At 70.2% G+C, this 23,301-nt stretch carries 22 protein-coding genes and 1 pseudogene; 10 read left to right on the top strand and 13 right to left on the bottom strand.

Annotation, left to right across the window (positions count from 1 at the left end):
- Positions 1-68: 68 nt before the first annotated feature.
- Together H4W31_RS20935 and H4W31_RS20930 are read left to right on the top strand one after the other, a co-directional pair.
- Positions 69-515, top strand: coding sequence for a phage tail protein (locus H4W31_RS20935; RefSeq protein ID WP_192768205.1), 447 nt, complete (start codon positions 69-71; stop codon positions 513-515).
- A gap of 76 nt (positions 516-591) precedes the next feature.
- Complete coding sequence (locus H4W31_RS20930; protein ID WP_318783310.1) at positions 592-1,398, top strand: CPBP family intramembrane glutamic endopeptidase; 807 nt, start codon at positions 592-594, stop codon at positions 1,396-1,398.
- 27 nt (positions 1,399-1,425) lie between these two features.
- On the opposite strand, the gene H4W31_RS20925 is transcribed toward H4W31_RS20930, so the two are convergent.
- The 3 genes from H4W31_RS20925 to H4W31_RS20915 form a co-directional block, all read right to left on the bottom strand.
- The gene (locus H4W31_RS20925; protein WP_225945617.1) at positions 1,426-2,226 is read right to left on the bottom strand and encodes a leucine-rich repeat domain-containing protein; all 801 of its coding nucleotides are present in this window, start codon (positions 2,224-2,226) and stop codon (positions 1,426-1,428) included.
- 162 nt (positions 2,227-2,388) lie between these two features.
- Complete coding sequence (gene prfH, locus H4W31_RS20920; protein WP_192772264.1) at positions 2,389-3,015, bottom strand: peptide chain release factor H; 627 nt, start codon at positions 3,013-3,015, stop codon at positions 2,389-2,391.
- Positions 3,016-3,044: 29 nt separating this feature from the next.
- The gene (locus tag H4W31_RS20915; protein ID WP_192768204.1) at positions 3,045-4,247 is read right to left on the bottom strand and encodes an RNA ligase RtcB family protein; all 1,203 of its coding nucleotides are present in this window, start codon (positions 4,245-4,247) and stop codon (positions 3,045-3,047) included.
- A gap of 179 nt (positions 4,248-4,426) precedes the next feature.
- Here H4W31_RS20915 and H4W31_RS20910 point away from each other — a divergent pair, with 179 nt between their 5' ends.
- Positions 4,427-5,443 carry a glycosyltransferase gene (locus H4W31_RS20910; protein WP_192768203.1) on the top strand — a complete coding sequence of 339 codons (1,017 nt, stop codon included), beginning with the start codon at positions 4,427-4,429 and terminating at the stop codon, positions 5,441-5,443.
- Between the two features lie 81 nt (positions 5,444-5,524).
- On the opposite strand, the gene H4W31_RS20905 is transcribed toward H4W31_RS20910, so the two are convergent.
- Entirely contained in the window at positions 5,525-5,923 is a 399-nt protein-coding gene (locus H4W31_RS20905; RefSeq protein ID WP_192768202.1) for a pyridoxamine 5'-phosphate oxidase family protein, read from the bottom strand.
- Positions 5,907-6,440 carry a GNAT family N-acetyltransferase gene (locus H4W31_RS20900; RefSeq protein ID WP_192768201.1) on the bottom strand — a complete coding sequence of 178 codons (534 nt, stop codon included), beginning with the start codon at positions 6,438-6,440 and terminating at the stop codon, positions 5,907-5,909. The genes H4W31_RS20905 and H4W31_RS20900 overlap by 17 nt, the downstream gene beginning before the upstream one ends.
- A 60-nt stretch (positions 6,441-6,500) precedes the next feature.
- Between H4W31_RS20900 and H4W31_RS20895 the strand changes: the two genes are divergently transcribed.
- Both H4W31_RS20895 and H4W31_RS20890 read left to right on the top strand, forming a co-directional pair.
- Entirely contained in the window at positions 6,501-7,037 is a 537-nt protein-coding gene (locus H4W31_RS20895) for an NUDIX domain-containing protein (protein ID WP_318783309.1), read from the top strand.
- A gap of 105 nt (positions 7,038-7,142) precedes the next feature.
- Complete coding sequence (locus tag H4W31_RS20890; protein WP_192768200.1) at positions 7,143-7,964, top strand: SAM-dependent methyltransferase; 822 nt, start codon at positions 7,143-7,145, stop codon at positions 7,962-7,964.
- A gap of 25 nt (positions 7,965-7,989) precedes the next feature.
- Here H4W31_RS20890 and H4W31_RS20885 read toward each other — a convergent pair whose 3' ends face one another.
- Positions 7,990-8,613 (bottom strand): DsbA family protein, encoded by a 624-nt coding sequence (locus H4W31_RS20885; RefSeq protein WP_192772262.1) that lies wholly within the window; start codon positions 8,611-8,613, stop codon positions 7,990-7,992.
- Between the two features lie 917 nt (positions 8,614-9,530).
- On the opposite strand from H4W31_RS20885, the gene H4W31_RS20880 reads away from it, so the two are divergent.
- Positions 9,531-10,343 carry a helix-turn-helix domain-containing protein gene (locus tag H4W31_RS20880; RefSeq protein WP_318783308.1) on the top strand — a complete coding sequence of 271 codons (813 nt, stop codon included), beginning with the start codon at positions 9,531-9,533 and terminating at the stop codon, positions 10,341-10,343.
- Positions 10,331-10,522 carry a DUF397 domain-containing protein gene (locus H4W31_RS20875; RefSeq protein ID WP_192768199.1) on the top strand — a complete coding sequence of 64 codons (192 nt, stop codon included), beginning with the start codon at positions 10,331-10,333 and terminating at the stop codon, positions 10,520-10,522. Before H4W31_RS20880 ends, H4W31_RS20875 begins: the two co-directional genes overlap by 13 nt.
- A gap of 49 nt (positions 10,523-10,571) precedes the next feature.
- On the opposite strand, the gene H4W31_RS20870 is transcribed toward H4W31_RS20875, so the two are convergent.
- Together H4W31_RS20870 and H4W31_RS20865 are read right to left on the bottom strand one after the other, a co-directional pair.
- Complete coding sequence (locus H4W31_RS20870; RefSeq protein WP_192768198.1) at positions 10,572-11,708, bottom strand: sensor histidine kinase; 1,137 nt, start codon at positions 11,706-11,708, stop codon at positions 10,572-10,574.
- Positions 11,705-12,361: a response regulator transcription factor gene (locus tag H4W31_RS20865; protein WP_192768197.1), complete on the bottom strand. Its 657-nt coding sequence runs from the start codon at positions 12,359-12,361 to the stop codon at positions 11,705-11,707. Before H4W31_RS20865 ends, H4W31_RS20870 begins: the two co-directional genes overlap by 4 nt.
- Positions 12,362-12,479: 118 nt before the next feature.
- Here H4W31_RS20865 and H4W31_RS20860 point away from each other — a divergent pair, with 118 nt between their 5' ends.
- Together H4W31_RS20860 and H4W31_RS20855 are read left to right on the top strand one after the other, a co-directional pair.
- The gene (locus H4W31_RS20860) at positions 12,480-13,751 is read left to right on the top strand and encodes a serine hydrolase domain-containing protein (protein ID WP_225945616.1); all 1,272 of its coding nucleotides are present in this window, start codon (positions 12,480-12,482) and stop codon (positions 13,749-13,751) included.
- A gap of 192 nt (positions 13,752-13,943) precedes the next feature.
- Positions 13,944-14,516 carry a VanZ family protein gene (locus H4W31_RS20855; protein WP_318783307.1) on the top strand — a complete coding sequence of 191 codons (573 nt, stop codon included), beginning with the start codon at positions 13,944-13,946 and terminating at the stop codon, positions 14,514-14,516.
- On the opposite strand, the gene H4W31_RS20850 is transcribed toward H4W31_RS20855, so the two are convergent.
- From H4W31_RS20850 to H4W31_RS20835, 5 genes and pseudogenes are all read right to left on the bottom strand, one after another.
- The gene (locus H4W31_RS20850; protein WP_192768194.1) at positions 14,476-15,459 is read right to left on the bottom strand and encodes a DUF4034 domain-containing protein; all 984 of its coding nucleotides are present in this window, start codon (positions 15,457-15,459) and stop codon (positions 14,476-14,478) included. The two genes, H4W31_RS20855 and H4W31_RS20850, sit on opposite strands and share 41 nt — an antisense overlap.
- Before the next feature lie 405 nt (positions 15,460-15,864).
- A complete protein-coding gene (locus tag H4W31_RS42940) occupies positions 15,865-16,710 on the bottom strand; it encodes an FG-GAP-like repeat-containing protein (protein ID WP_225946890.1) in 846 nt (281 codons plus the stop codon).
- A 15-nt stretch (positions 16,711-16,725) separates the two neighbouring features.
- Positions 16,726-17,427: pseudogene (locus tag H4W31_RS20845) on the bottom strand (hypothetical protein); the annotation flags it as partial.
- Positions 17,428-17,455: 28 nt separating this feature from the next.
- Positions 17,456-18,892, bottom strand: coding sequence for a VCBS repeat-containing protein (locus H4W31_RS42935; protein WP_318783306.1), 1,437 nt, complete (start codon positions 18,890-18,892; stop codon positions 17,456-17,458).
- Between the two features lie 248 nt (positions 18,893-19,140).
- A complete protein-coding gene (locus H4W31_RS20835; RefSeq protein ID WP_225945615.1) occupies positions 19,141-20,544 on the bottom strand; it encodes a BTAD domain-containing putative transcriptional regulator in 1,404 nt (467 codons plus the stop codon).
- Here H4W31_RS20835 and H4W31_RS20830 point away from each other — a divergent pair.
- The gene (locus tag H4W31_RS20830) at positions 20,446-23,202 is read left to right on the top strand and encodes an AfsR/SARP family transcriptional regulator (protein ID WP_192768192.1); all 2,757 of its coding nucleotides are present in this window, start codon (positions 20,446-20,448) and stop codon (positions 23,200-23,202) included. The two genes, H4W31_RS20835 and H4W31_RS20830, sit on opposite strands and share 99 nt — an antisense overlap.
- Positions 23,203-23,301: the final 99 nt, after the last annotated feature.

Here is a 23,301-nt window from a genome sequence, read left to right as displayed (position 1 = left end):
AACCTGGTTACCTGGTGGCATCGATTGTTTTCCGCGCGCCGGTACGGTCCCGGCGAAGGAGGCAGCTCATGCCACTGTCCGACTACGACTCCGCCGTCGGCCACTCGTTCGCGCTGGAGGTGGACGGCGTCGTGATCTCGCCGATCACCGAGGTCTCCGGCCTGCGGCTCGGGCAGGACGTCATCGAGTACAAGGCGAACACCCCGGACGGCAAGTACGTGATCCGCAAGGTTCCCGGCCGGCCCGAAGCCGGCGAGCTGACCCTGACCCGGGCCCAGTCCGGCGGGACCAGTTTCGAGGAGTGGGTCGCCCGGGTCCGCGCCGAACGGCCGGGCCGGCCCGGCAAGCTGGCCGCCGCGCTCGTCGTGTACGACGCCGACGGCACGCCGGTCCGCCGGTATGCCCTCTTCCAGGCCGACCCGAGGCACCTGGAGGTGGGTGCGGCCACCGGCGGCGACACCAGCGTGCTCACCGAAAAGCTGATCCTGACCTACGAGTCGGTGGAGGTGGAGTAGCCGCTTTCGGCGGGACTGTTGACGGGGTGTGACAGTCTCGCTGCTTGTGCGGGACGTCAGTGCTCGGATGATGCCGGTGCCTTCCCGGGGCACCCGCGACAGCGCTGTCCGGACGGCGCTCACCGGAGCGTGCGTCGTCGCCCTGGGAGTCTGCGCCGCCCTGCCGATCCGTCCGGAGGCGCGCGCCCGTACGGCGATCGTCGCCGTGGCGGTGGCCGTACTGGTCGCCGGTGCGTTCGTACTGCGGTCGCCGGCCGCGATCCGCGCGGCGGTGTTCATCGGTCCGCTCTTCGGCTGCTTCGCGGTGGGGATTCTCGGTGGCTGGCCGCCCGCGGTCACCACGATCCTGGTCTGCGTGCTTCCGCTGGCGGGTCTGCTGCTCGCCGGCCGGCACGCCACGCTGCGTCCGGCGGCACCCTGGCTGGCGCGCGGATCACTGACCCCCGAGGCCCCGTGGCTGGGCCTGGGCACGGTACTGCTCAGCGCGGCGGCGCTCTCGGCATGGGCGCTCGCGGTGCGACCCGAGCCGGCCGAATACCTGCGGGAGTTGCGGAGCGTTCCACTCTGGGGCGCGATCCTGGGCATCGTGGCGTTCGCCGCGATCAATCCGGTGTGGGAGGAGATGCTCTTCCGGGGAGTGCTGCTCACCGAACTCGCCGCGGTCTGGGGCGCCCGGGTCGCGCTCGTGCTACAGGCCGGCCTGTTCGGAGCCGCGCACTTCGCCGGCTTTCCCTCCGGGGTCGTCGGCATGGTCATGGCAGCGACGTGGGGGTTCGTCCTGGGCGTCATGCGGCTGCGCAGCGGCGGCATTCTCCTCCCCTACCTGGTCCACGTGACCGCCAACGCGACCATCGGCACCCTCGCGGTGCTGATCCTCCGCTGAGCCCGACGGATCCCTGCCCGTACGGCCTCAGTGGCCGGCAGGGGGCTGGACGAGTTCCGGTCCGCCGGTGTGCGGCGTCGGGACATAACCCTTGTACGGCGCCGGCAGCTCCGCCACGCACGCCGTGGAGCAGGCGTTGACCAGGAACGGCAGCACGTCGGTGCCGACCGCCCGGGAGATCCACACCTGGTGCACGTCACCATCGACCGGACGGTCGCAGACGCTACAGGTCCGGATGCGGTCGGCTCCCCACACGCCGGGGTCGAGCGCGTCGAAGTCGACCTCGGTCGCCATGGTCACCGGACGCAGGCTCGGGAACGGCGGACGGTACTTGAAGTTGCCGTACAGGGCGCGGGTGCTCACCGTGCTGGACCGGAGCCCCGTGCACCTGGTCAGCTCGTACGGGTACCAGTGCAGGCGATACGACGTGTACGGCTCGAACATCACGAGGCTCGTCATCGCCCCGATCTCCGGTGGGATCCGTACCAGGTTGGTGCCGTAGAGGACCAGGTGCTCGACCTCGGTCAGCTTCGCGATCGTCGGCGGCAGGGTGACGATCTGCCGCCGATGTGCGGCACTCAGCTCCACGAACGGCTTGAAGACCGTACGCCCGTCGGCCGCCGCCTCGTCGATCAGCGCCAGCAGCCGTTGCCAGGCCTCGCCCCGGGTGTCCTGCCGCTCGGCGTGGAACTCCACCGTCGCCGGTTGGGTCGCGGCCGAGCGGCCGGCACACCGGCAGTGGTCCCGGCTCGGCTCTGACCCTTGTGGACCGACCGCGTCCGCGAAACGGTTCGGGAACACGGTCGGCCTGGTTTCCTCGTCACCCATGGCGGGAGGGTAGCGGCGTACGCCGTCGTCCGTCATCCGGGATCCCGGGCCGGGCGTCCAGCACCTCGCCGGAGGCGAACCGTCGGCTCAGCCGGAGGCGATCCGTCGGCTCGCCCGGACGCGGTCGGGCCCGAGCCGTCGGCTCAGCCGGACGCGGTCGACTCAGCCGGACGCGGTCGGGCCCGAGCCGGAGCCGGTGTCCGGTCGTTCGACCCGGGTGGGGTTGCCGCGCACGAGTTCGTCGTGGATGCGCCAGCGGGCGGTGGTGACGGCCCGGCCCGCGCTGCTGTCGTTGTCCGCGATGCGCTGCCGGATCAGCTCCAGGGCGAGGCGACGATTCTGGCTGAACTGTCGCTCGGTGTCGACCACGACGACGATTCCCGAGGGGCGGTGGGTCGCCCGCACCGCCGTGCTGGCCTTGTTCCGGTGCTGCCCGCCGGGGCCGCCGGTGCGGCAGCCGACGATGACGACGTCCGCCTCCGCGAAGGGCGTGTGCGGGACATCGACCTGGCAGGGTCGGGCGATGACGTACCAGTTCTTCCGGCCGGCGCTGGCCCGGTAGGGGCTGGGTGCCTGCCAGCACAGGGTTCCGGTCCACGAGTCGATGAACGTTCCGGCGCCCTGCCCGGAGATCCGTACCAGGACCGACTGGTAGGTGCCGTTCCGGTCACCGGGGACGGTCTCGAGCCGATGCGTCGTCAGACCCTGCCGGGCGGCGTCGGCGTCCAACCGACGCGAGAGCTGGGCGACCGCCCACGCGCACTCCTGCGGGCCGCGCCCCGCCGACATCAGCAGGTGGCCGCGCTCGCCTGCCGCGCTCACGACCGGCCCCGGGTACGGCGGTGGTCCTGGCGGCCCCGTCGGGTCGCCGGCCCGGCGTCGCCCCTGGACCGGTCGAGCGTCTTGTACGTGATCAGTGGGACCGTCGTGGCCACGGGGGTGGCCAGGCCGTGGTCGACAAGGTCGGCGATCACCTGTTCGATCCGCTTGTACGCCGTCGGCGCCTCCTCGAACAGCAGTTGACGGTCGCCGCAGACCACGATCGACCCGACCGGGGTACGGCGCAGTTCCTCCACCGTGTGCTTGGCCCGGCCCCGGAGCAGGGCGTCGGCGCGGGACATCTTGCGGCCCGCCCCGTGTGCCACCGAGTAGTTGGCGTCCGGCCCCGCGTGGGTGGCCACCAGGTAGGAACTGGTGCCCCGGGTACCGGCGACGAGGACGTCGCGGCCGTCTCCCGGCGCGGCTCCCTTGCGGTGCAGGTACGTCCCGTCGCGGACCTCGACCAGGTTGTGGCTCTGGTCGACGATCGGCTCGGTGGGCTCGGCGCCCAGGGCGTGCAGGACCCGGGCGGCGAGGAGCCGGCGGTTGACCGATCCCCAGCGCACGGCGGCGTCGTGCAGGGCGAGGTACCCGGCGGGATCGGGGGCCGGACCCGCGCCGTGCCGCTCGGTGTGCGCCCGCAGAATCCGTTCACCCAGCCCACGCGACCCACTGTGGACGATCAGGACCAGGTCGTCGGCGTCGAGCCCGAGCCGGGCCGCGTGGGCCGGGTCGAAGATGGTCTGGATCCGGGCCAGCTCGACGAAGTGGTTTCCCCGGCCCACCGTCCCCAGACCCTCGACGTGGCCGGCCGGGATGTCGGCGTCCACGACGGCCCAGGCCGGGTCGTCGGCGTCCAGTTCGGGATCCAGCGGACGGTCGAGGTCGGGAAACCGGCCGGCAAGCCGCTCGGGTACGACCCGCTTCAGCGCGACGGGGAACACGGCGATGCCGCAGCCGATGTCGGAGCCGACCAGCAGCGGATACAGCACGGTCGACGTCATTGCGGCGCCGATCGGGGCCCCCTTGCCGGGATGCAGGTCCGGCATGGCGGCGACGTGGATCATGCCGTCGAGGGCCGCCACCTGGTGGCACTGCGCGACGGCATCGGACTCGATCCAGCTTCGGGCGGAGGCGAACACGGTGACGGTGGCCGACCCCGGGGTCGGGGCGGACGGCGGCAGGGACTCCTGCTGTGACAAGGAGATTCTCTTCCTGGGAAGGTACGGACGGACGGCGCTACGGCTCACCCGGGCGCGGTACGGCGCCGCCGGGGGCTTCGGTTCAACGAGAGTGCTGCCGTCAGTACGTCATGCACCAACTGTCCTCGAACCGATCATGCGCGGCAACCGGTTTTCGCACCCGGCGTAGATTCCTCGGCATGCGCGTACTGTTTGCCAGCCTCGCGTCGGTCGGTCACACCTATCCGCTGATCCCGCTGGCGATCGCCGTCCGGGACGCCGGACACGAGGTGCATTTCGCGGCCGGCGAGGCGGTGCACGAGCCACTGGCGGCGCACGGACTGCGACCCTTTCGTCCCGCGGACTCGTTCTACGAGATGTACGCCGAGGACCTGGCGCCGGAACTGGACCGGCTTCAGCCGGATCTCGTCGTCTCTGAGTGGGGGGTGCCGGGGGCTGCCGTCGCCGCGGTCCGGGCCGGAATCCCCGGCATCTGGCACGGGTTCGGTCGCATGATTCCCGCGGGGATCGGCCTCGAACTGCCGACGAGGAACAGCGAGGCTGCCGGCCGGCCGCACCTCGACATCTGCCCGCCCTCCTTGCAGGACAAGGACTTCCTCGCCAGCGCGGACCGGATCGAACTGCGTCCGGTCCCGTACTCCGGGCCGGCGGCGGCGTCCGGGTCGAGCCGCCGGCCCAGTTCGCGGCCACTGATCTACCTGACCCTGGGTACGGCGTTCGGCACCCCGGAACTGCTCACCGCCGCCATCGCCGGGTTGGCGGGGCTGGACGCGTTCGTGGTGGTCGCGGCCGGTCGGGTACCGGTGGAGCAGCTCGGCGACGTGCCGGACAACGTCATGGTGCAGTCCTGGGTGGCACAGGCGAACCTGCTGCCAAACGTCGACGTGGTCGTGCACCACGGCGGCAGCGGCACCACCCTGGGCGCGCTGAGCGTGGGCGCCCCGCAGTTGTTCCTGCCCCAGGGGGCCGACCAGTTCGCCAACGCCGACGCGGTCACCGCCGCCGGCGCCGGCCTACGCCTTCTTCCCGACGAACTGAGCCCGGACGCCGTCGCCGAACACGTACGACAGCTGCTGCCAGGTCACCGGGGCGGCGGGTACCGCGACGCGGCCCGCACGATCGCCGAGGAGATCGCCCGGATGCCCGCCCCGGCCGAGGTCGCCCGCCACCTGCCCGAGTACGCCGAGCGCCGCTGAGCAACGCTCGTAAACCAGACCGGGCAGCCGGCCGGTTCAGCGTGCCCAAGCCGACCGTTCAACCCGCCCAGGCCAGCTGGTTCAGCGTGCCCGGCCGGCCAGCAGCCACCGGGTTACCGGGATGTGCAGGAGGACCCGGGGACCTTCCCGGGGCACCGGCACCCTGATGTCCCAGCCCTCGTACTTGGCCTCGAAGGCGGCGACGATCTCGGCCGGGAAGTCCTCGTGGTGGATCGTCGCCCGCCCCTCGGCGACCACGGGCGCGACACCGTCCTCCAGGGCGAGCGAGACCCGGGGGTCCAGGGCGAGGTTACGGATCTTCCGGTTCCGGGCGGAGCTGGCGACCCACCAGACGTGCTCGCGGTAGACGAACCAGACCGGCGTGACGTGCGGGCTGCCGTCGGGTCGGAGCGTACAGAGCCAGACGTTGCGGTCCTGGTCGAGCCGGTCGCGGACGTACCCGTCAAGCTCCTGCGGCATCTGCCCCGGCCTTCCCCGCCAGGGCGTGCAGCAGGTCGCCGTCGAGACGCATCACCGCGATCTCGTCGAGCGGCCGGGCGCGCAGCCGGGCGTAGAAGCGCAGCGCCGGGTCGTTGGTGTGCAGGACCCACCACTCCAGCCGGCCGCCACCCCGGCGTACCGCCAGCTCGGCGAGGTGGGTGAGCAGCGCGCGCCCCAGCCCGCTCCCCCGGTGCTCGGGATCGATGTACAGGTCTTCGAGGTGGATACCGGGGCGGCCGAGCACGGTGCTGTAGGTGGGATAGAACAGGGCGAACCCGGCCGGCAGCCCGTCGATGGTGGCGACCACGGCCTCGGCGACGGCGTGCGGACCGAACAGCGCCGCCGCGAGGTCCGCCGGCTGGGCGGCGACCGGCCCGGGAAACTGCTCCACCTCGGCGAGTTCGCAGACGAAGCGGTGCAGCACGTCGACATCCGCCGGCTCCGCCGGCCGGATGATCGGCTTCGCCCGGGTCGTGGCCAGTTCCTCTTCAAGCATGTACGCATAGTGCCTCACCTGCGCGTCCACCTGCCACGCGGCTGCTGGTTGGATGGGCGGGTGACCGAACAACCGGCCCGCTCCGCCGATGAGGTGCTGGACATCGTCGACGAGCACGACCGGGTGCTGGGGCAGGCGCCGCGCGGCGAGGCGTACGCGCGCAGACTGCGGCACCGGTGCGTGTTCGTACTGGCTCGGGATCCGGCCGGGCTGATCTTCGTGCACCGCCGTACCCCCGGGAAGCTCGTCTTCCCGTCCCGGTACGACATGTTCGTCGGCGGGGTGGTCGGGGCGGGCGAGTCGTACGACGAGGCGGCCCTGCGCGAGGCCGAGGAGGAACTCGGAGTTTCCGGACTGCCCGCCCCGGTTCCGCTGTTCCGGTTCCTCTACGAGACGCCCGAGCACACCTGGTGGTCGGCCGTCTACGAGGTGCGCTGCGCGCTGCCGGTCGAGCCGCAGCCGGAGGAGATCGCCTGGTACGCCTTTCTCGACGAGGATGAGCTGCACCGGCGGCTCGCCGAGTGGGCGTGGGTGCCGGACGGGCTGGCGGCGTACCGGCGGCTGCTCTCCTGGCGGCGGCAGCAGGTGGCGGAGTAGGGCCGGGGGCCCGTCCGCTCGGGGTCACGCTCCCGGGCCGAACGAACTACGCTGCGTCGAGACCGGCACCATCCGACCTCGCCCGGCCCGGAAGGACGTACTCCGATGACCGACAACCCGGAACCGGACGTCCCGTACGGGAAGCCGCCCTCCATTCTCGACACGGCCGCCCCACACAGCGCCCGGGTCTGGAACTACTGGCTGGGCGGTACGGACAACTTCGAGGCCGATCGGCAGCTCGGCGACCAGGTCCGGGAGGTCTTTCCAGGGGTCGTCGAGGTGGCCAGGGTCTCCCGGGCGTTTCTCGTCCGGGCCGTCACGCTGCTCGCCGGTGAGCGGGGAGTTCGCCAGTTCCTCGACATCGGCACCGGGTTGCCGAGCGCCGACAACACCCACGAGGTCGCCCAGCGCATCGCCCCGAAGTCGCGGATCGTCTACGTCGACAACGATCCCCTGGTGCTGATGCACGCCCGGGAACTGCTCGCCAGCAGTTCGGACGGCGTGATCGACTACCTCGACGCCGACGTACACGAACCGGACAAGATCCTGCGTGGCGCCGCCCGTACCCTGGATCTCGGCCAGCCGATCGCCCTGATGATGCTCGGAGTCCTCGGCAACGTGCTCGACTACGACCGCGCCCGGGAGATCCTGGCCCGGCTGGTGGAGGCGCTTCCGTCCGGCAGTTACCTGGTGGTCAACGACGGCACCAACGTCGTCGACCGCGCGGCGAAGGACGCCGCCACCAAGATGTCCTTCGAGGCCGGCACGCCGTACGTCTCGCGTAGTCCGCAGGAGCTGACCCGGTTCTTCGACGGCCTCGAACTGCTGGAGCCCGGCGTGGTCTCCACGCCACGCTGGCGCCCCGGGCCCGACGTCAAGCTGCCCGACGAGGTGGATGTCTTCTGCGGGGTCGGCCGCAAGCCCTGATCCGCCCGGACCCGCGACCGGCCGGTCACCCCGGAAGGTCGAGCTGCGGCTCCGCGTGCGGCGCACCCTTCAGCTCGTGGAAACCGGGTACGCCGGCCACCAGCAGCGTTCCGTCCCAGAGCCGGCCGGCCTCCTCGCCGACGGGGATCCGGGAGATGACCGGACCGAAGAAGGCGACGCGCCGGCCGTCGGGCCCGGTCGCCGCGATGATCGGCGTGCCGACGTGCTCGCCGACCAGGCCGATCCCCTCGGCGTGCGAGGCCCGTACCGCCTCGTCGTACTCCGTCGACATGCCGACCTCGGCGAGTTCCGGCGGCAGTCCGGCGGCGGCCAGCGCGGCGTGCAGCTCGCCGAGCCAGTCCCCGTCGCCACGGGCCACGGTCCACATCGCGGTGTAGAGCCGGCCGAGCGCCTCCGGGCCGTACTTCTCGCGTACGGCGGTGCAGATCCGGACCGGTACCCAGAGGTATCCGTCGGGGTCGCCCTCCGGGTCGTCGTCCCGGCCCTCGTTGAGCACCGACAGGCTCATCACGTGCCAGCGCACCTCCACCGGCCGGACCTTGGCCACCTCCAGCAGCCACCGCGAGGTCGTCCAGGTGTACGGGCAGGCGGGGTCGAACCAGAGGTCGGCGATCGTACGTCCCGGCACCGGGGGCTCCCTTCGCTCCTCCGCCGACCCTACTCGGCGGCGGCGGTTCCGGGCGATGCGTAGCCGTGGCTCCGTCCAGCCGAGGAACCGGGCGTACATGGCCTTCGGATCGGGTCCGGCCGCCGGGTTCAGCCGGTGCAGGTCGGCGATCGCCTCCTGCATCGTGGTGGCGAGGAAGACGGCGAGTCCGACCGGGTCGGCGACGTAGTCGAGCGGCAGCAGGGTACGGGCGGTGAGGCAGGGCCAGTCGGTCGCGCAGACCCGGCAGAGCCAGATCGGCCGCCGTGGCAGGTGCGGCCGGACCGGACCGGCGGGCCGACCGGACCACGCACGGCCGGGTCCGGGCGGCCGGCGGTCACTGCCGCTCGTACCCGGGACGCCGGTCACCGGGCCTGCCCACGGCCCGGCTCGGCGCGCGTCGACCGGCGTCGTTCCACCCGACCGTCGGCCGGCGTTCCGGCCGGAAGGCGCCACCGTGGCCACTGGTTGGTGAATCGGTCCGGGTGCTGGCGGACCGCCGGGCCGGCGACCGGCGCTCTTCCCGGTGTCGGCGGCGGATAGGGCATCGCGCGTTGCGGCACGCTGTCGGGGCAGCGCCACCGCAAGCCACACCGGCAGTGGCGCCAGAGCCGCCGCCAGTCCCGGCGGTGTCGATCCTTCGGGGTACGACGTAGCCAACTCATCCCGGATCCTCCTCGCTCGGCTGGAAGGGGAGGCCGGCCGGTGTTGCCGCCCCGGACGGCCTCCCACGCGGTTCCGCCCGTCCTTCCGGCAACTCCCGAGCAGTTCCGCTGGTGACACTCTGCTGCCACTGCCCTACTCTCGGAAGCCATCGACGCCGCCCTCGGCGTCCTCACGGCGGGGATCGTCGTCACCGACCGTGCCCATTGGAAGCATCGGAAGACTGTGGAGGAACTGTGGCGGACGAGCCGACACCCACGGCGGACCTGATCCGCGCCCAACTACGCCGGATGCGGGCCACCGCCGGCCTCAGCCAGGAGGAGTACGGCAAACGCGCGCACTACTCCGCGTCAATGGTGTCGGCGGTGGAGCTGGGTCAGCGACCGCTGGACGAGGTGTACCTGGCCCGTGCCGACAAGGTGTTCGGCACCGGCGATCTCTTCGTCTCGCTCCTGAAACTGGCCGCCCGAGACGGCGAACCAACCTGGTTCCGTCCCTGGCTGGAGGCCGAGCGAGCGGCGAAACAACTTCGCTGTTTCGAACCAATGCTGATTCCCGGACTGCTTCAGACCGAGGACTATGCCCGAGCGGTCATCCGTGGTGATGTCACGCTCACCGATGACGAGGTGAACGCCCTCGTCGCGTCACGACTGGCCCGACAGGCCATCCTGGACCGGGAGCACCCACCCCAGGTCACAGCCGTACTCGACGAATCGGCGCTGCACCGGTTCACCGAGGAGTCCGCCACGGTGATGGCCGGGCAGCTCACCCACTTGATCACCTTCGCCAGGCAACCAAACGTGAGTGTGCACGTCATTCCGACCAAGGTCGGCCTACACATCGGACTGAGCGGCTCGTTCGTGCTGGCCCGGTCGGATGACGGCGGCTGGGTGGGACACCTGGACAACCAGCTCGGCGGGACCGTGGTAGACCACACCGAGGAGGTGGAAGTCCTTCTGGCAAGGTGGGAGAGTGTCCGCAACGTCGCGCTGCCCACTTGGCAGTCGGTAGAGCTGATCGAGGAAGTGATGAAGCCATGGACAACCTGACCGGCGCCCAATGGCACAAATCCGGCCGCAGCGGCGCCAGTGGCAACAACTGTGTGGAGGTGGCGGACAACCTGACCGGGGTCGTACTCGTCCGGGACAGCAAGGACCCCGACGCCGGCAACCTGACCTTCACCCCGTACGCCTGGCGAGCCTTCATCCAGAACCTGTCCACTTCCTGATGCTCCAGCCATAGATCGTGATTCTCAGGTCCGGGACCTGCTCACGGCATCATGACGGGCGAGCGGTGGGTCGTGGCGGTCGGACGTCGGGGTCATCCGAGCCACCGGTCGGACCCGGCACGGGTGGTAGCCCCAGGGCCGGCGGCAGGTGTACGGCGATGTCCATGCCGCCGGTCGGCCGGGCGGTGCTGGAGATCTCCCCGTCGTGCGCGGTGACGACCGCCCGAACGATGGACAGGCCGAGCCCGGCCCCACAGGTGCCGTTGGCGGCGCCCCGGACGAACGGCTCGAACAGCCGCCGCTCCTCCTCCGGCGTGACCGGGCGGCCGGTGTTGACCACCCGCAGGAACGCGCGCCCGTCCGCGATGCCGGAGGTCACCGCGACGTGTCCGCCGGTGTGGTTGTAGCGCAGCGCATTCTCGATCAGGTTGCCGGCCATTCGTTCCAGCAGCACCGGCTCGCCGCTGGCCGGCGCCGGGTGCAGGTCGGCCTGCACGGTGACGACCCCGTCCGCCGCTTGGCCGGCGGCGTCGGCGACTGCCGCGGCGGCGACCGTGGCCAGGTCCACGGGCGACCGGCGGGACAGGCCGGCCTGGCTGCGGGCCAGGACCAGGAGCCCGTCCAGGGTGCGTTGGCTGGTTTCGACGGCGGTGGCGATGTCGCCGGCCATCGCGACGAGTTCTGCCCGGTCGGGTTCGCCGTCAAGGGTGACGTCGATGGCGGTACGCATGGTGGTGAGCGGGGTACGCAGTTCGTGCGCGGCGTTGGCCACGAACAGGCGCTGGCTGTCCAGGACCCGGTCGCGTTCGGAGACACCGCGCTGGACGCGGTCCAGCATGCCGTTGATGGTGGCGGCCAGCATGGCGAGTTCGTCGGCGGGCCGGCCGACGGGTACCCGTTCGGACAGGTTCTCCGCGGACAGCCGGTTGGCGGTACCGGAGATCGTACGGATCGGCCGCAGGATCCGCCCGGCCACCAGCCAGCCGGTCAGCCCGGCAAGTGCGGTCACCACCAGCAGCGGCGGCGCGGCCTGGGTCAGCAGCTTGGACATCGCCTCCTCGATATTCAGCCGCAGGCTCCGAAACAGCAGCAGGTACGTCGACACCGTCAACAGCGATCCGGCGGCCAGCACCAGGCCGGTGTACAGCAGTGTGAGACGGCTGCGGGCGGTCAGTCGCCAGGTCATCGGGCGATCCGGTACCCGGCGCCGGTCACGGTTTCCACCAGCGGTGGATCGCCGAGCTTGCGACGCAGCGTGCTGACGGTGATGCGTACGGCATTGGTGAACGGGTCGGCGTGCTCGTCCCACACCTTGTCCAACAGCGTCTCCGCGCTCACCACGGCACCGTCGGCGGCGAGCAGCCGTTCCAGCACCCCGAACTCCTTCGGGGTCAGCGACAGCAGCCGACCAGCCCGCTCGGCGGTGCGCCGCGACGGATCGAGTTCGACATCCCGCGCGCGCAGCACCGGAGGGCGGGCCGGCGTACTGCGCCGGGCCAGCGCAGCCACCCGGGCGACCAGTTCGGAGAACGCGAACGGTTTGCCCAGGTAGTCGTCGGCACCCAGGGCCAGCCCCTCCACCCGGTCGGACACGGCACCGGATGCGGTGAGCATCAGTACCCGGCCAGCGCCGCGCTGCGCCAGCATCCGGCACACCGTGTCACCGTGCACCACCGGAAGGTCCCGGTCCAGGACCACCACGTCGTACGGGGTGATTTCGCATTTGTCCAGCGCCTGCTGACCGTCGTGTGCCACGTCCACGGCGCAGCCGTGCTTGCGCAGCCCGGACGCGATGTACCTGGCCAGCGGCTGTTCGTCCTCGACCAGCAGCACCCGCATCCGCCCAGTATCCCCAGCACCGCTTATGGGCGGCGTATGGGTCCGCGATCGGTTGTCGACAGGCGGTCGCCGGTAGACCTGGAACGGTCCGTTCGTCGATCGGGAAAGGCCCGTGATCATGGAATCGGTACCTGGTATCAACCGGCGGCGGCTGGTCGGATGGGGTGGGTTGGCGGCAGCCGGTGCGGCGGCCGGCGTGCCGCTGGTGGGCGCCGGGCCCGGCCACGCCGCCCCGGCTTCAACCGACCCCGTCGCACTCTTCGCGCCCGAGCCGTCCGGGCACGAACGGATCCCGCCGGACACCCGGCCCGGCGGAGCCTACGACCGGTACGTCGCGAAGTTGGCCGCCCAGGACAGGTTCTCCGGCGTGGTGCTGCTGTCGCACCGGGGCCGGACGGTGCTGTCACGCAGCTACGGCATGGCCGACCGGGAGAAGGGGATCCGCAACCACGAGGGCGTCGCGGTCAATCTCGGCTCGGCGGTCAAGCCGTTCTCCGCGGTGGCCGTCCTGCAGTTGGCGCAGCGGAACAAACTGAGGCTGTCGGACACGGTGGGCACCTACCTGACCGGCTTCGCCACGGAAATCGCCGAGCAGGTGACCATCCACCACCTGCTCACCAGCACCGCCGGGCTGAACCACCCGGAGATGGACCTGCGACGCGTCTTCCACAGCCGGGAGGAGGTGCACGAGTTCTACCAGCAGTGGTCCCGGCAGGCGAGGCTGGAGGCCGCCCCCGGCACACGCGTCGACAATTCCGGCGCCGTTTTCGCCATCGCCGCGCAGATCGTGGAGGCCGTGTCCGGCACGACGTACTGGGACTATGTGCACGAACACATCTTCGGGCGCTGCGGCATGACCGGCTCGGCGTTCTACACCAGGCCGCAGTGGCTCACCGACGAGCACATCGCGCACTCGTACATGACGCTGGAGGACGGCAGCCGGGTGGACGCCGTCCGCAACCTGGACAAGGGCAGCCCGAGCCCGTACGAGCCGGGCAAGAACCCGGGCCGCAACTTCATCGATTACGCCGGGGACGGCGGCTTCGCCACCGCGCCGGACCTGGTCCGGTTCGCGCACGCGCTGCGCGACTGCACGGTGCTGGACCGGCCCTACGTCGATCTGCTCTGCGGGGCCAAGATCCCCCAGGGCAAGGGCAAGGACGGTGGGCCCCCGCCCGCCCACCCGTCGTTCATGGCGTACGCGATGCCGGCCAAGCTCATCAACGGCCATTGGGTGTACGGGCGCGGCGGCGCCAACCCCGGCAGCGTCGCCAACTGGCACATCTACCCGGCCACCGGTTGGGTCAGCGTCATCCTCGGCAACTACGACAGCCTCCCGGTACAGGACATCATCCAACAGGAGATGCAGGCCATTCTCGGCCAGGACTGACGCGCTGCCACGGCCGGCCGCCACGAGGAGAAGGGCGCTCCTGACCTTCCCGTGGCCCCTCGACGGCCCGGCAGCGGTCGGTTGGGCCAGTCCCCGGGCAGCGGGCGGCCCGGGTAGGTTTCACGGTCGGACGAAGACGGAGGCAGTGTGATCAATGGGTGGCACGGCTGGATCGGTACATTCACTGGCGTAGTGCTCGTCACGGTGGCCGTACTGCCGTTGGCCGCGCTGGCGGTGTGGGCCCTGGCACGCCGTCGGAGTGTCACCGGCACCCCGTCGGCGTGGGCGTGGCGGATGTCGCTGGCCGAGGTCGGCATGGTCTACGGGACGGTGCCGTGGGTATGGATGATCATGTTGCCGGGCGCCCAGGCTGGCGCCGTCCCCGGTCGGATGAGCCTGGTACCGCTGCGGGACCTGTTCACGATCGCCGCCGACGGGGGGCCGCTGACGCTGACGGGCCAGGTCGTCGGCAACCTGCTGGTGTTCGCGGCACTCGGGTTCTTCGCCCCGCAGCGGTTCGCGGCGCTGGCATCGGTACCCCGGATCCTGGCGCTCGCGGCGGGCTGCTCGGTCCTGGTCGAGGCCGCGCAGTACCTCCTGCGGCTCGATCGGGTGTCCTCCGTGGACGATGTACTGCTCAACACCGCCGGCGCCGTGCTGGCCGCGATGGCGTCACGCCACTGGTGGCGCGCGACGCCCGGAATCCGTCCGCTTCCTGAACGGATCAGGAGAGGTTCTCGTACACCCACTCCCGGGACTTCATGAAGGCCGCGACGGGTTCGTTGACGTAGTTCCAGGGCCACCCGCTGACGTTGTCGCCGAGCAGTTCGAAGACCCGCGCCGCGGCCTCGAACTCGTGGGCCAACTCCAGGGCCAGCGCGAACGCGCTGGCCCTGGGGACGTAGGCGAAGGGGCGCCGGAAGTCCGGGTGGAAGATGGACTTCTCGGCTGCGGCCAGCAGTTCCGCGCGCACCTCGTCGGACTGCATGTACGCGTCGCTCTCTTCGACCGGCATCCTGTGCCACTTCTCGATGTGCGCGACGGCCAGCAGTTCCGGCAGCAGACTGCCGTTCGGGGCGGCGGCGGTGGCCTCGCGAGCAAAGGCGAACATCTGCTCGTGGCTGCCGAACCACTTGGCGCACAGGTACTGCAACCGTTGCTCGTGCGCGACGACGTGACCAGGGTGCCGCTTCACGACCTCGTCGAACCGGAAGCGGGCCTCGTCGGCATCGACCTGGCGGCCCCGCGAGGAGGTGACCAGCCAGGTCCGGGCGGTCACGTCGTCCGGGTCCCGGGCGACGACGTCGTCCAGCAGGTTCTCGGCGATCCGTAGTCGGCGGAAGAATTCCCGGAACTGGTCCTGGCCGGTATTCTCGGCGCGCTTTCCGCCTCGGGCCTCCCAGGCCCAATGCACCGCGTGGCAGCCCTGGACCAGTAGCGGAAGCGTGGACTCCGGCTCGGCGGCGACCCAGTCGCCGATCCAGTCCTGGATGCCGTCGACCTCTCCCACGGCCTCCATGAGGTACGCGCGGGTGTCCGGATCGGTGGCGGCGGTGAGGATGTCCCGGGCCGTACGCCAGTCGTGGATGCCCAGCGCGTGAATCAGGGCCCGTGCCTGCGGGTCGCCGTAAGCCGGATCGACGACGAGGCCAGCCTGATCGTCGACGACGTCAGCCGACTGCTGCCGGCTCTTCCTGAACGGCCACATGTGGTTCTCCTCCCCGCGCCAGGACGGAGATCATATAGGGGTGGACCGCCGGGCGTACGGCCGGAATCCGGGCGATCGACGCGGCCGACAACTCCTCCCCGTTCGCCATCATCAAGCTGGGTTCGTTGCCCGACAGCGTTCCCCCGGCCGCCCCGACCAACCTGCGGCTACATGTTCGAGGTCCGGGCCTTCGACAGCTCGGGCAACTTCTCCGACCCCGCGCACATCGGCATCGCGGTGGACCCGGCACCTCCGACGGCCTCCAGGTAGTACACCGTCTGATCCGTTCGCCTCGTCCGGAAGCCGTGACGCGGGTGAGACCGGGGTGCCGCGGCTCTCAGACCGCGGCACCCCGGCGTCATGTCACGAGGTCGTGCCGGTGACGTTGCCGCCCGTTGGGAGGGGTCAGATCTGGATGCCGCGGGTGGCGGGATTGGGGACCAGGGGAATGTCGCCTACCCCGCCCCAGGTGTGCAACAGATACGCAGAACCGCCCGTGTACCACACATGCCAACCACCGGTCGACGGCCGGAACAACGCAATATCCGTCCGACCGTCACCGTTGTAGTCACCCGGAGTCGGGATGTCACCCACCCCACCCCAGGTATGCAACAGATACGCCGAACCACCCGTGTACCACACATGCCAACCACCAGTCGACGGCCGGAACAACGCAATATCGGCCTTCCCATCGGCGTTGTAATCCCCGGGCAGGACCACATCACCGGCCCCGCCCCAGGTGTGCAACAAATACGCCGAACCACCCGTGTACCACACATGCCAACCACCAGTCGACGGCCGGAACAACGCGATGTCGGTCTTCCCGTCACCGTTGTAGTCCGCCGGCACCGGTACGTCGCCTACCCCACCCCAGGTATGCAGAAGATCCGCCCACCCATCGGTGTACCACACATGCCAACCACCCGTCGACGGCCGGAACAACGCAATATCCGTCTTCCCATCACCGTTATAGTCCGCCGGAACAGGAACATCACCCACCTCACCCCAGGTGTGCAACAACCTGGCCCAACCACCGGCGTACCAGACATGCCACTCACCATTCGACGGCCGGAACAACGCGCTGTCGGTCCTACCATCACCGTTGTAATCACCCGGAACCAGAATGTCACCAGGACTACCCCAGGTATGCAACACACCCGCCGAACCCCCGGTATGCCACACATGCCACGTCCCCGCAGAAGGCCGGAACAACGCAATATCCGTCTTCCCATCACCGTTGTAATCCGCCAACGCCTCCCGCCTGCCCTTGTTCAGCCATTCGGCGACGGTCTCGCCCCTGAGAACGCTGAGCAGTGCCTCCTTGTTCTCGACGCTCTCGACCTTGTCGCGGTCCTCGCTGAGGTGGATGTGCCACAGGTGCGAGGAGTCAGAGGTGGCGGAGCGGCCGTTGCGGAAGTCCCATCCCTCGACCGAGGTGTCGTTGTCGGCCTGGCCGAAGAACTCCCGCCATCCGTCCAGGCGTGGATCGTTCGGATTCTGACCCGATGCCAGGAGCCGGCTGGAATAGCGGGCGATGTTGGTGAAGTTCGAGGCCGCCGCCGTCACGTTGACCGGAAGCTTCTGGTCGGCGTCCGACTCGGCGGGAAGCGAGCGCAGTGCGAGGCTCTGGGCCTCGGGGAAGGTCCAGTCGTAGGCGGCGGCCTTGTCTGACGGGCCACCCCTGTCCTCGGCGTCCCGGACGGAATAGTCGCCGGAATCGTTGGCCGCGCGGGTGTTGTGGTAGCCCGGCTTGTTGGCGTAGATTCCGCCGTTCTGCGATCCCGGTTGGAGCTTGAGGAGTTCCTCCATCAGCCACCAGGAGGCCGCGGTGATTCTCGCCGGGTTCGGATTGGCCGCCGCGCTGACCGGGGCGGGTACCACGACGAGTCCGGCGACGAGTGCCGCCGAGGCGACTGCCACGGCCCTACGTAGAATCCGGCGGGTTCCCGCCACCGGTACAGTGCGCATTGTCTGGCGCATCATGCTCCTTCAGGGGTCAGATCTGGATGCCGCGGCTGGCGGGATTCGGGACCAGGGGAATGTCGCCTACCCCGCCCCAGGTGTGCAACAGATACGCAGAACCGCCCGTGTACCACACATGCCAACCACCGGTCGACGGCCGGAACAACGCAATATCCGTCCGACCGTCACCGTTGTAGTCACCCGGAGTCGGGATGTCACCCACCCCACCCCAGGTATGCAACAGATACGCCGAACCACCCGTGTACCACACATGCCAACCACCAGTCGACGGCCGGAACAACGCAATATCGGCCTTCCCATCGGCGTTGTAATCCCCGGGCAGGACCACATCACCGGCCCCGCCCCAGGTGTGCAACAAATACGCCGAACCACCCGTGTACCACACATGCCAACCACCAGTCGACGGCCGGAACAACGCGATGTCGGTCTTCCCGTCACCGTTGTAGTCCGCCGGCACCGGTACGTCGCCTACCCCACCCCAGGTATGCAGAAGATCCGCCCACCCATCGGTGTACCACACATGCCAACCACCCGTCGACGGCCGGAACAACGCAATATCCGTCTTCCCATCACCGTTATAGTCCGCCGGAACAGGAACATCACCCACCTCACCCCAGGTGTGCAACAACCTGGCCCAACCACCGGCGTACCAGACATGCCACTCACCATTCGACGGCCGGAACAACGCACTGTCGGTCCTACCATCACCGTTGTAATCACCCGGAACCAGAATGTCACCAGGACTACCCCAGGTATGCAACACACCCGCCGAACCCCCGGTATGCCACACATGCCACGTCCCCGCAGAAGGCCGGAACAACGCAATATCCGTCTTCCCATCACCGTTGTAATCCGCCAACGCCTCCCGCCTGGCCTGCGGCGGGTTGCCGGCCCACAGCGCGGCGGCGATGACCCCGCCGTCGTGCGCCTGCGCCTGGTATCTGTCCGGGTAGGCCGAGACCTGCACCGCCTGGCACACCTCCCCGATCGGGGCGGTGTTCCACGAGTTGTTCGGGTAGACCCGGATCATCTTGTCGAGGAACGCGTTCGTCGCCCAGGTCGGATCGAGGCGCTGTGCCCGGGTGCCCCAGGAGGCGCGCTGCTGAAAGAGCCCCAGGCTGTCGTGGTCGACCTCTTCGCTGATGTTCTGCAGCGTGGCCTCGACGATCGCGGTGGTGACCGCGATCTGCGCGGCGCGCTGGTTGAGGCCACGGGCCTTGACCGCAGCCACGATCATCCGCGCGCAGGACACGCGGTAGCCGTTCAGGTAGCCGCGCAGGGTGCCGTTCAGTTGGGGGTCGAGCCTGCTGGCCGTCGCGTTGTCGGCCGAGCTGACCCCGTCGGAGTCACAGGCCACGGTCTGGTAGGCGTCGGCAAGAAGGGCCCTCGTCGTGGCCTCATCGGGTTCGGCGTGCGCGGGTGACGCGGTCAGGCCGACGGCGGCGAACACAGCGGTCGCTATCGCCGTCGACACCCAGGCACGGTTCACCGTGCGCCAGGGTCTCCTCATGGGTACGTCTCCTAGGTGCGAAAAAAGCGGCCGAGCTGGCCGGCACCGTCACGCTAGATCGACGTACACAAAGGGGAATCGACGTGAAGTCGACGCCTGCCATCGTCGATCCGGCCAGCGGAAAGGCGTCTATCCATCCGATGCCGGCCGGAAGGGGATCGGCAGTTCCGAACGGTTGGACCGGCGGATCAGGCTTGCCGCATCGCGCCGAAAGCGGTGGCCAACGCGGTCTGGAGTTGGTGACCCGGTGAGAGCCCGAGTTCCTCCCGCAGGCGGGACTGGATTTCGTGGAACAGGCGCACCGCCGTGACGGGGTCCCCTTCGGCCGTCAGCGCGGTCATCGTCTGTGCGTGGAGCGTCTCGTTGAGCGGCTCCTGCGGAAGGAGATCCAGAAGCAGGTCCGGTACGAGCCGGGCGCGTCCCGCCGCCACCGCGATCTGGGCGTACTCCGCCGCCGCAGCGACGCGGGCGCGGGCGATGCTGACGATGGCCGGGTGGAGGCGGATCTGCGGACCGAGATCGGCCAGCACCGGGCCGCGCCAGGTGTGCAGAGCCGCGGCGTACGCGTCCAGGGCCTCGTCCACCTGGCCTGCCCGGGCTGCCGCGCGGGCGCGCTGGGCCAGGGCACGGAACACGTGGGCGTCGATCCGAGCCGGTTCGAGGTGGAGTTCGTAACCGCCGTTCCTCGATCGGATCAGCCCGGCCCGGCTGCGCAGCGGTCGCTGCGGCTCGAGAATCTGGCGCAGTCGCGACACGTAGAGGTGCAGGAGGTTTCGTGCGCTCTTGGGGGGACTGGCCCCCCACAGCCAGTCGACCATCTCCCCGGGTTGGACGACGTTGTTGACACGCAACGCGAAGAGGCCGAGCAGACCGCGCAGCATCGCTCCCGGTACGTCCACCTGCCGATCCCGCATCGTCAACCGCAGTGCACCGAGAACGTCGATGTCGGGCAGGTTGAGCTGTGCTTCCGGGCTGCGGCTCAGTCCAAGGACGTCGGAGAGGCTTCGCCGCGACGCACTCCTCGGAAGCGCGACCCGGCTCTGTTCGATGTCCCGCACCGTCCGTTCGCTCAGGCCCGTCAGGCCAGCCAACTCCTTCTGCGACAGGCCCAGATCGTGGCGGCGCTGCCGGACCAGACTGCCCGGGAAAGGTCTCGCCGTACCCGTACTGACACTCATGAACGTTCCCCCGTTGCGATTGGAAATGTGGACAGCGACGTTCACCCGGTGCCGACCGGGGCGCACCCCGGCCCGGACCGGCATCGATCCACACACGACAGTGCTGTAAAGGTGATCGTCCGGCACGTAGAGGCTGATGGATGTCCTACCTTCGCCCACGCGCGCTGCCGACGTGTTGCCATGGGGTTGCCATCGGCTCAGCCTGCGACGATAGTGACCGCAGTGATGGACTTCTTGCTGCTTGGTCCGTTCGAAGCCCGAGTCGACGGGCAGAACATTCAGATCGGACGGCGGCGAGAGCGTTGCCTGCTCGCCGTGCTGCTGCTTGAGGCCAACAGACTCGTACCCACCGAACGGTTGATCGCGTTGCTGTGGGACAAGGAACCACCGGCAGCCGCACGACGCACGATCCATGCCCACGCCGCCCGGCTTCGATCGGCGTTGCGGCCGTATCCAACCGCTCCCCAGGTGGTGTCCAAACAGGTCGGTTATCTGGTCGACGTGCCACCCGACGCCGTGGACGCTCATCGGTTCCGGGCCCTGGTCGAGCGGGCCGGCCACCTCGGCGATCCCGGCGACCGCGCGGCGATGTACCGCGACGCGCTCGATCTCTGGCGCGGACCGCTCATGGCGGACGTCGCCAGCGCCGCCCTCCGGGAGCGGGTCGGCCGGACCCTGGACGAGCTGCGGCTACGTACGCTCGAGTGCTGGCTCGGTGGAGAGCTGGAGCGGGGAGGTCATCGCGAGATGCTTCCCGACCTGACCGACGCGGTCGCGGCGCATCCGGAGAACGAGCAGCTGGCGGCCCTGTACATGCTCGCGCTGCACCGGTCCGGACGGACCGTCGAGGCCGGGGAGCACTACGCCAGGTTCCGTCGGCACCTGGTACAGACCAGCGGGATCGACCCGAGCCGCAACCTCGGCGACCTGCACGCGGCGATCCTGCGGGCGGACGCGACGCTGCTTCGGGCACACCCGGCGGGTGCGCCGTCCGTCCTCGGGCCGTCACGTGGGCAGACCGCGACCTCGGCGCGCCGGATGCCGGGGCCTGTCACCGACTTCGTCGGCCGTACCCGGGAGTTGGCCGCCCTGGACCGGCTGGCGCAACGTCCTCGTCCGGGGCCTGCGCTCGGGATCGTCCACGGCGTCGGTGGCGTGGGTAAGACCGCGCTTGTCCTGCACTGGGCGCACGCTGCGGCCGCGAACTTCCCCGACGGCGCCGTCTATGTCGACCTGTACGGCCACGCGGCGCCCGGCCCGATCTCGCCCGAGAAGGGGCTGCGGCTGGTGCTGCGGCAGCTCGGCCTGACCGACGACCGACTACCCGACGACGCCGAGGAGCTGACGGCCTTCTATCACGCCTCGATGACGGGGTGTCGCCTGCTCGTCCTGGACAACGTACCGGCCGCGGCGCACGTACGCGCCGCGCTACCGGTTGACGCCAACGTCACCCTGATCGCGGTGTCCCGGGAGGCCCTGCCCGGCCTGAGCGTGCACGAGCGGGCTCGCCAGATCCGCCTCGAGCCGATGCCGGTCGACGACGCGACGCAGCTACTGGCCGCGGTGAGCGGCGGCCGGCTGCCCGACGTCTCGCCCGGTCCGCTCGCCGAGCTGGCCCGGCTGTGCGACGGGATGCCACTGGCCCTGCGCATCATCGGCTGCCGGCTCGCCGACGACCCCCACCTCGAACCGGAGGCGATCGTCGCGGAGCTGACCCCGGAAGACAAGCGGCTGGCCGCGTTGGAGATCGACGACGAGGACCGCGGCATGCGTGGGGTGTTCGACAGCTCGTACCGCCGGTTGGACGCGGACCTCGCCCGGCTGTTCCGGCTGCTCGGCACGCTTCCCGTCGTGGCGGTCAGCCCCGCCTGCGCGGCGGTCGCCGCCGCGCTGCCCGCGCCGGATGCCCGCCGGTTGTTGCAGTCGCTGTCCCGACGCCAACTCGCCGCGCCCGACGCCAACGGCGACTACCGGATGCACGAGCTGATCCGACTCTTCGCGAGGGAACGCGCCTGCGCCGAGGAGTCGGCGACAGATCTGTCTGCCGCCGTACGCCGTGCCGCCGACTGGTACCTCGACACCGCATTCCACGCCTACCCACTGCTCAGCCCGCGACGAGCCGGCAGGGCCGAGCCGGATCTGGCCCACCCGCCGGCGCAGCCGCTCCGGTTCACCTCACGGGACGCCGCCCTGGCCTGGTTCGGGGCCGAGCGTGACAATCTCGTCGCCCTCATCCGCGATCTCGGCCGCCGCGGCTGGCACCGGGCCGCTGCCGAGCTCGCCGGCAGCCTGTTCGCGTTCTATCACCAGCATCGGCTCTGGCGTGACTGGGTCGAGGCGTACAGCTCCGCCCAGGAGTCGGCGCGGCTGTGGGGCGACTGGTACGCCGAGAGCCGCATCCTGGTGGGCCTCGGCGTGGCGTACAAACAACTGGGCCGGTACGAGCAGGCCGCCGAGGCGTACCACCGCGCACTCGACATCGCCACGGCGGGTGGCGACGTGCTGTCGACCGGGCCGATCCTGGTGAACCTCGGTGGGCTGTGCAACACCTTCGGCCGGCCGCAGGACGCGCGGCGCCACCTGCGGGCGGCACTCGCCCTGCCCGGCTACTCCGACGATCCCCGCTACTCGCCGGTGCTCTGGCTCAACCTGACCCACCTGCACTACAACCAGGGTGAGTTGGAGCAGGCTGCGGAGTGTGTCCGACGCGGCCTGGCCGCAGCCGCGGCGAGCGGCGACGTGCACACCACGGCGTACCTCAACCACTGGGCCGGTGAGTTGTCGCTGCGGCAGCGGCGCTTCGACCTCGCCGCCGAATCCGCCGCCACCGAGATCGAGATCGCCCGAGCCGCGCACGACCCGCTGCGTCAGGCCTACGGTCTCGACCTGCTGGCATCGGCCGTCGCCGCCCGCACGCCCGGTCGGGCACGGTCGCTCTGGCGGGAGGCACAGGCCATCTGCGCCGAGCTGGGCCACGCGCTCGCGACCGACATCGAGAAGCTGCTGCACGGTGGCCCGGTCTCCGAGGACGAACTGATCGACCGCCGGCTGCGGGTCAACCGCCTGCCGTGACGCGCCGGCTCGTCGTACCACCGGGCGGGCCGGGAGGACGGCGAGGACGGCGCGGACGAGGCCGAGGGTGCCGCAGCTTCCCGGCTGCGGCACCCCCGG

Source organism: Plantactinospora soyae (assembly GCF_014874095.1).
Lineage (GTDB): Bacteria > Actinomycetota > Actinomycetes > Mycobacteriales > Micromonosporaceae > Plantactinospora > Plantactinospora soyae.
Note: the sequence above shows the minus strand (reverse complement) of the source record. Positions and strands in the feature narration are given on the sequence as shown.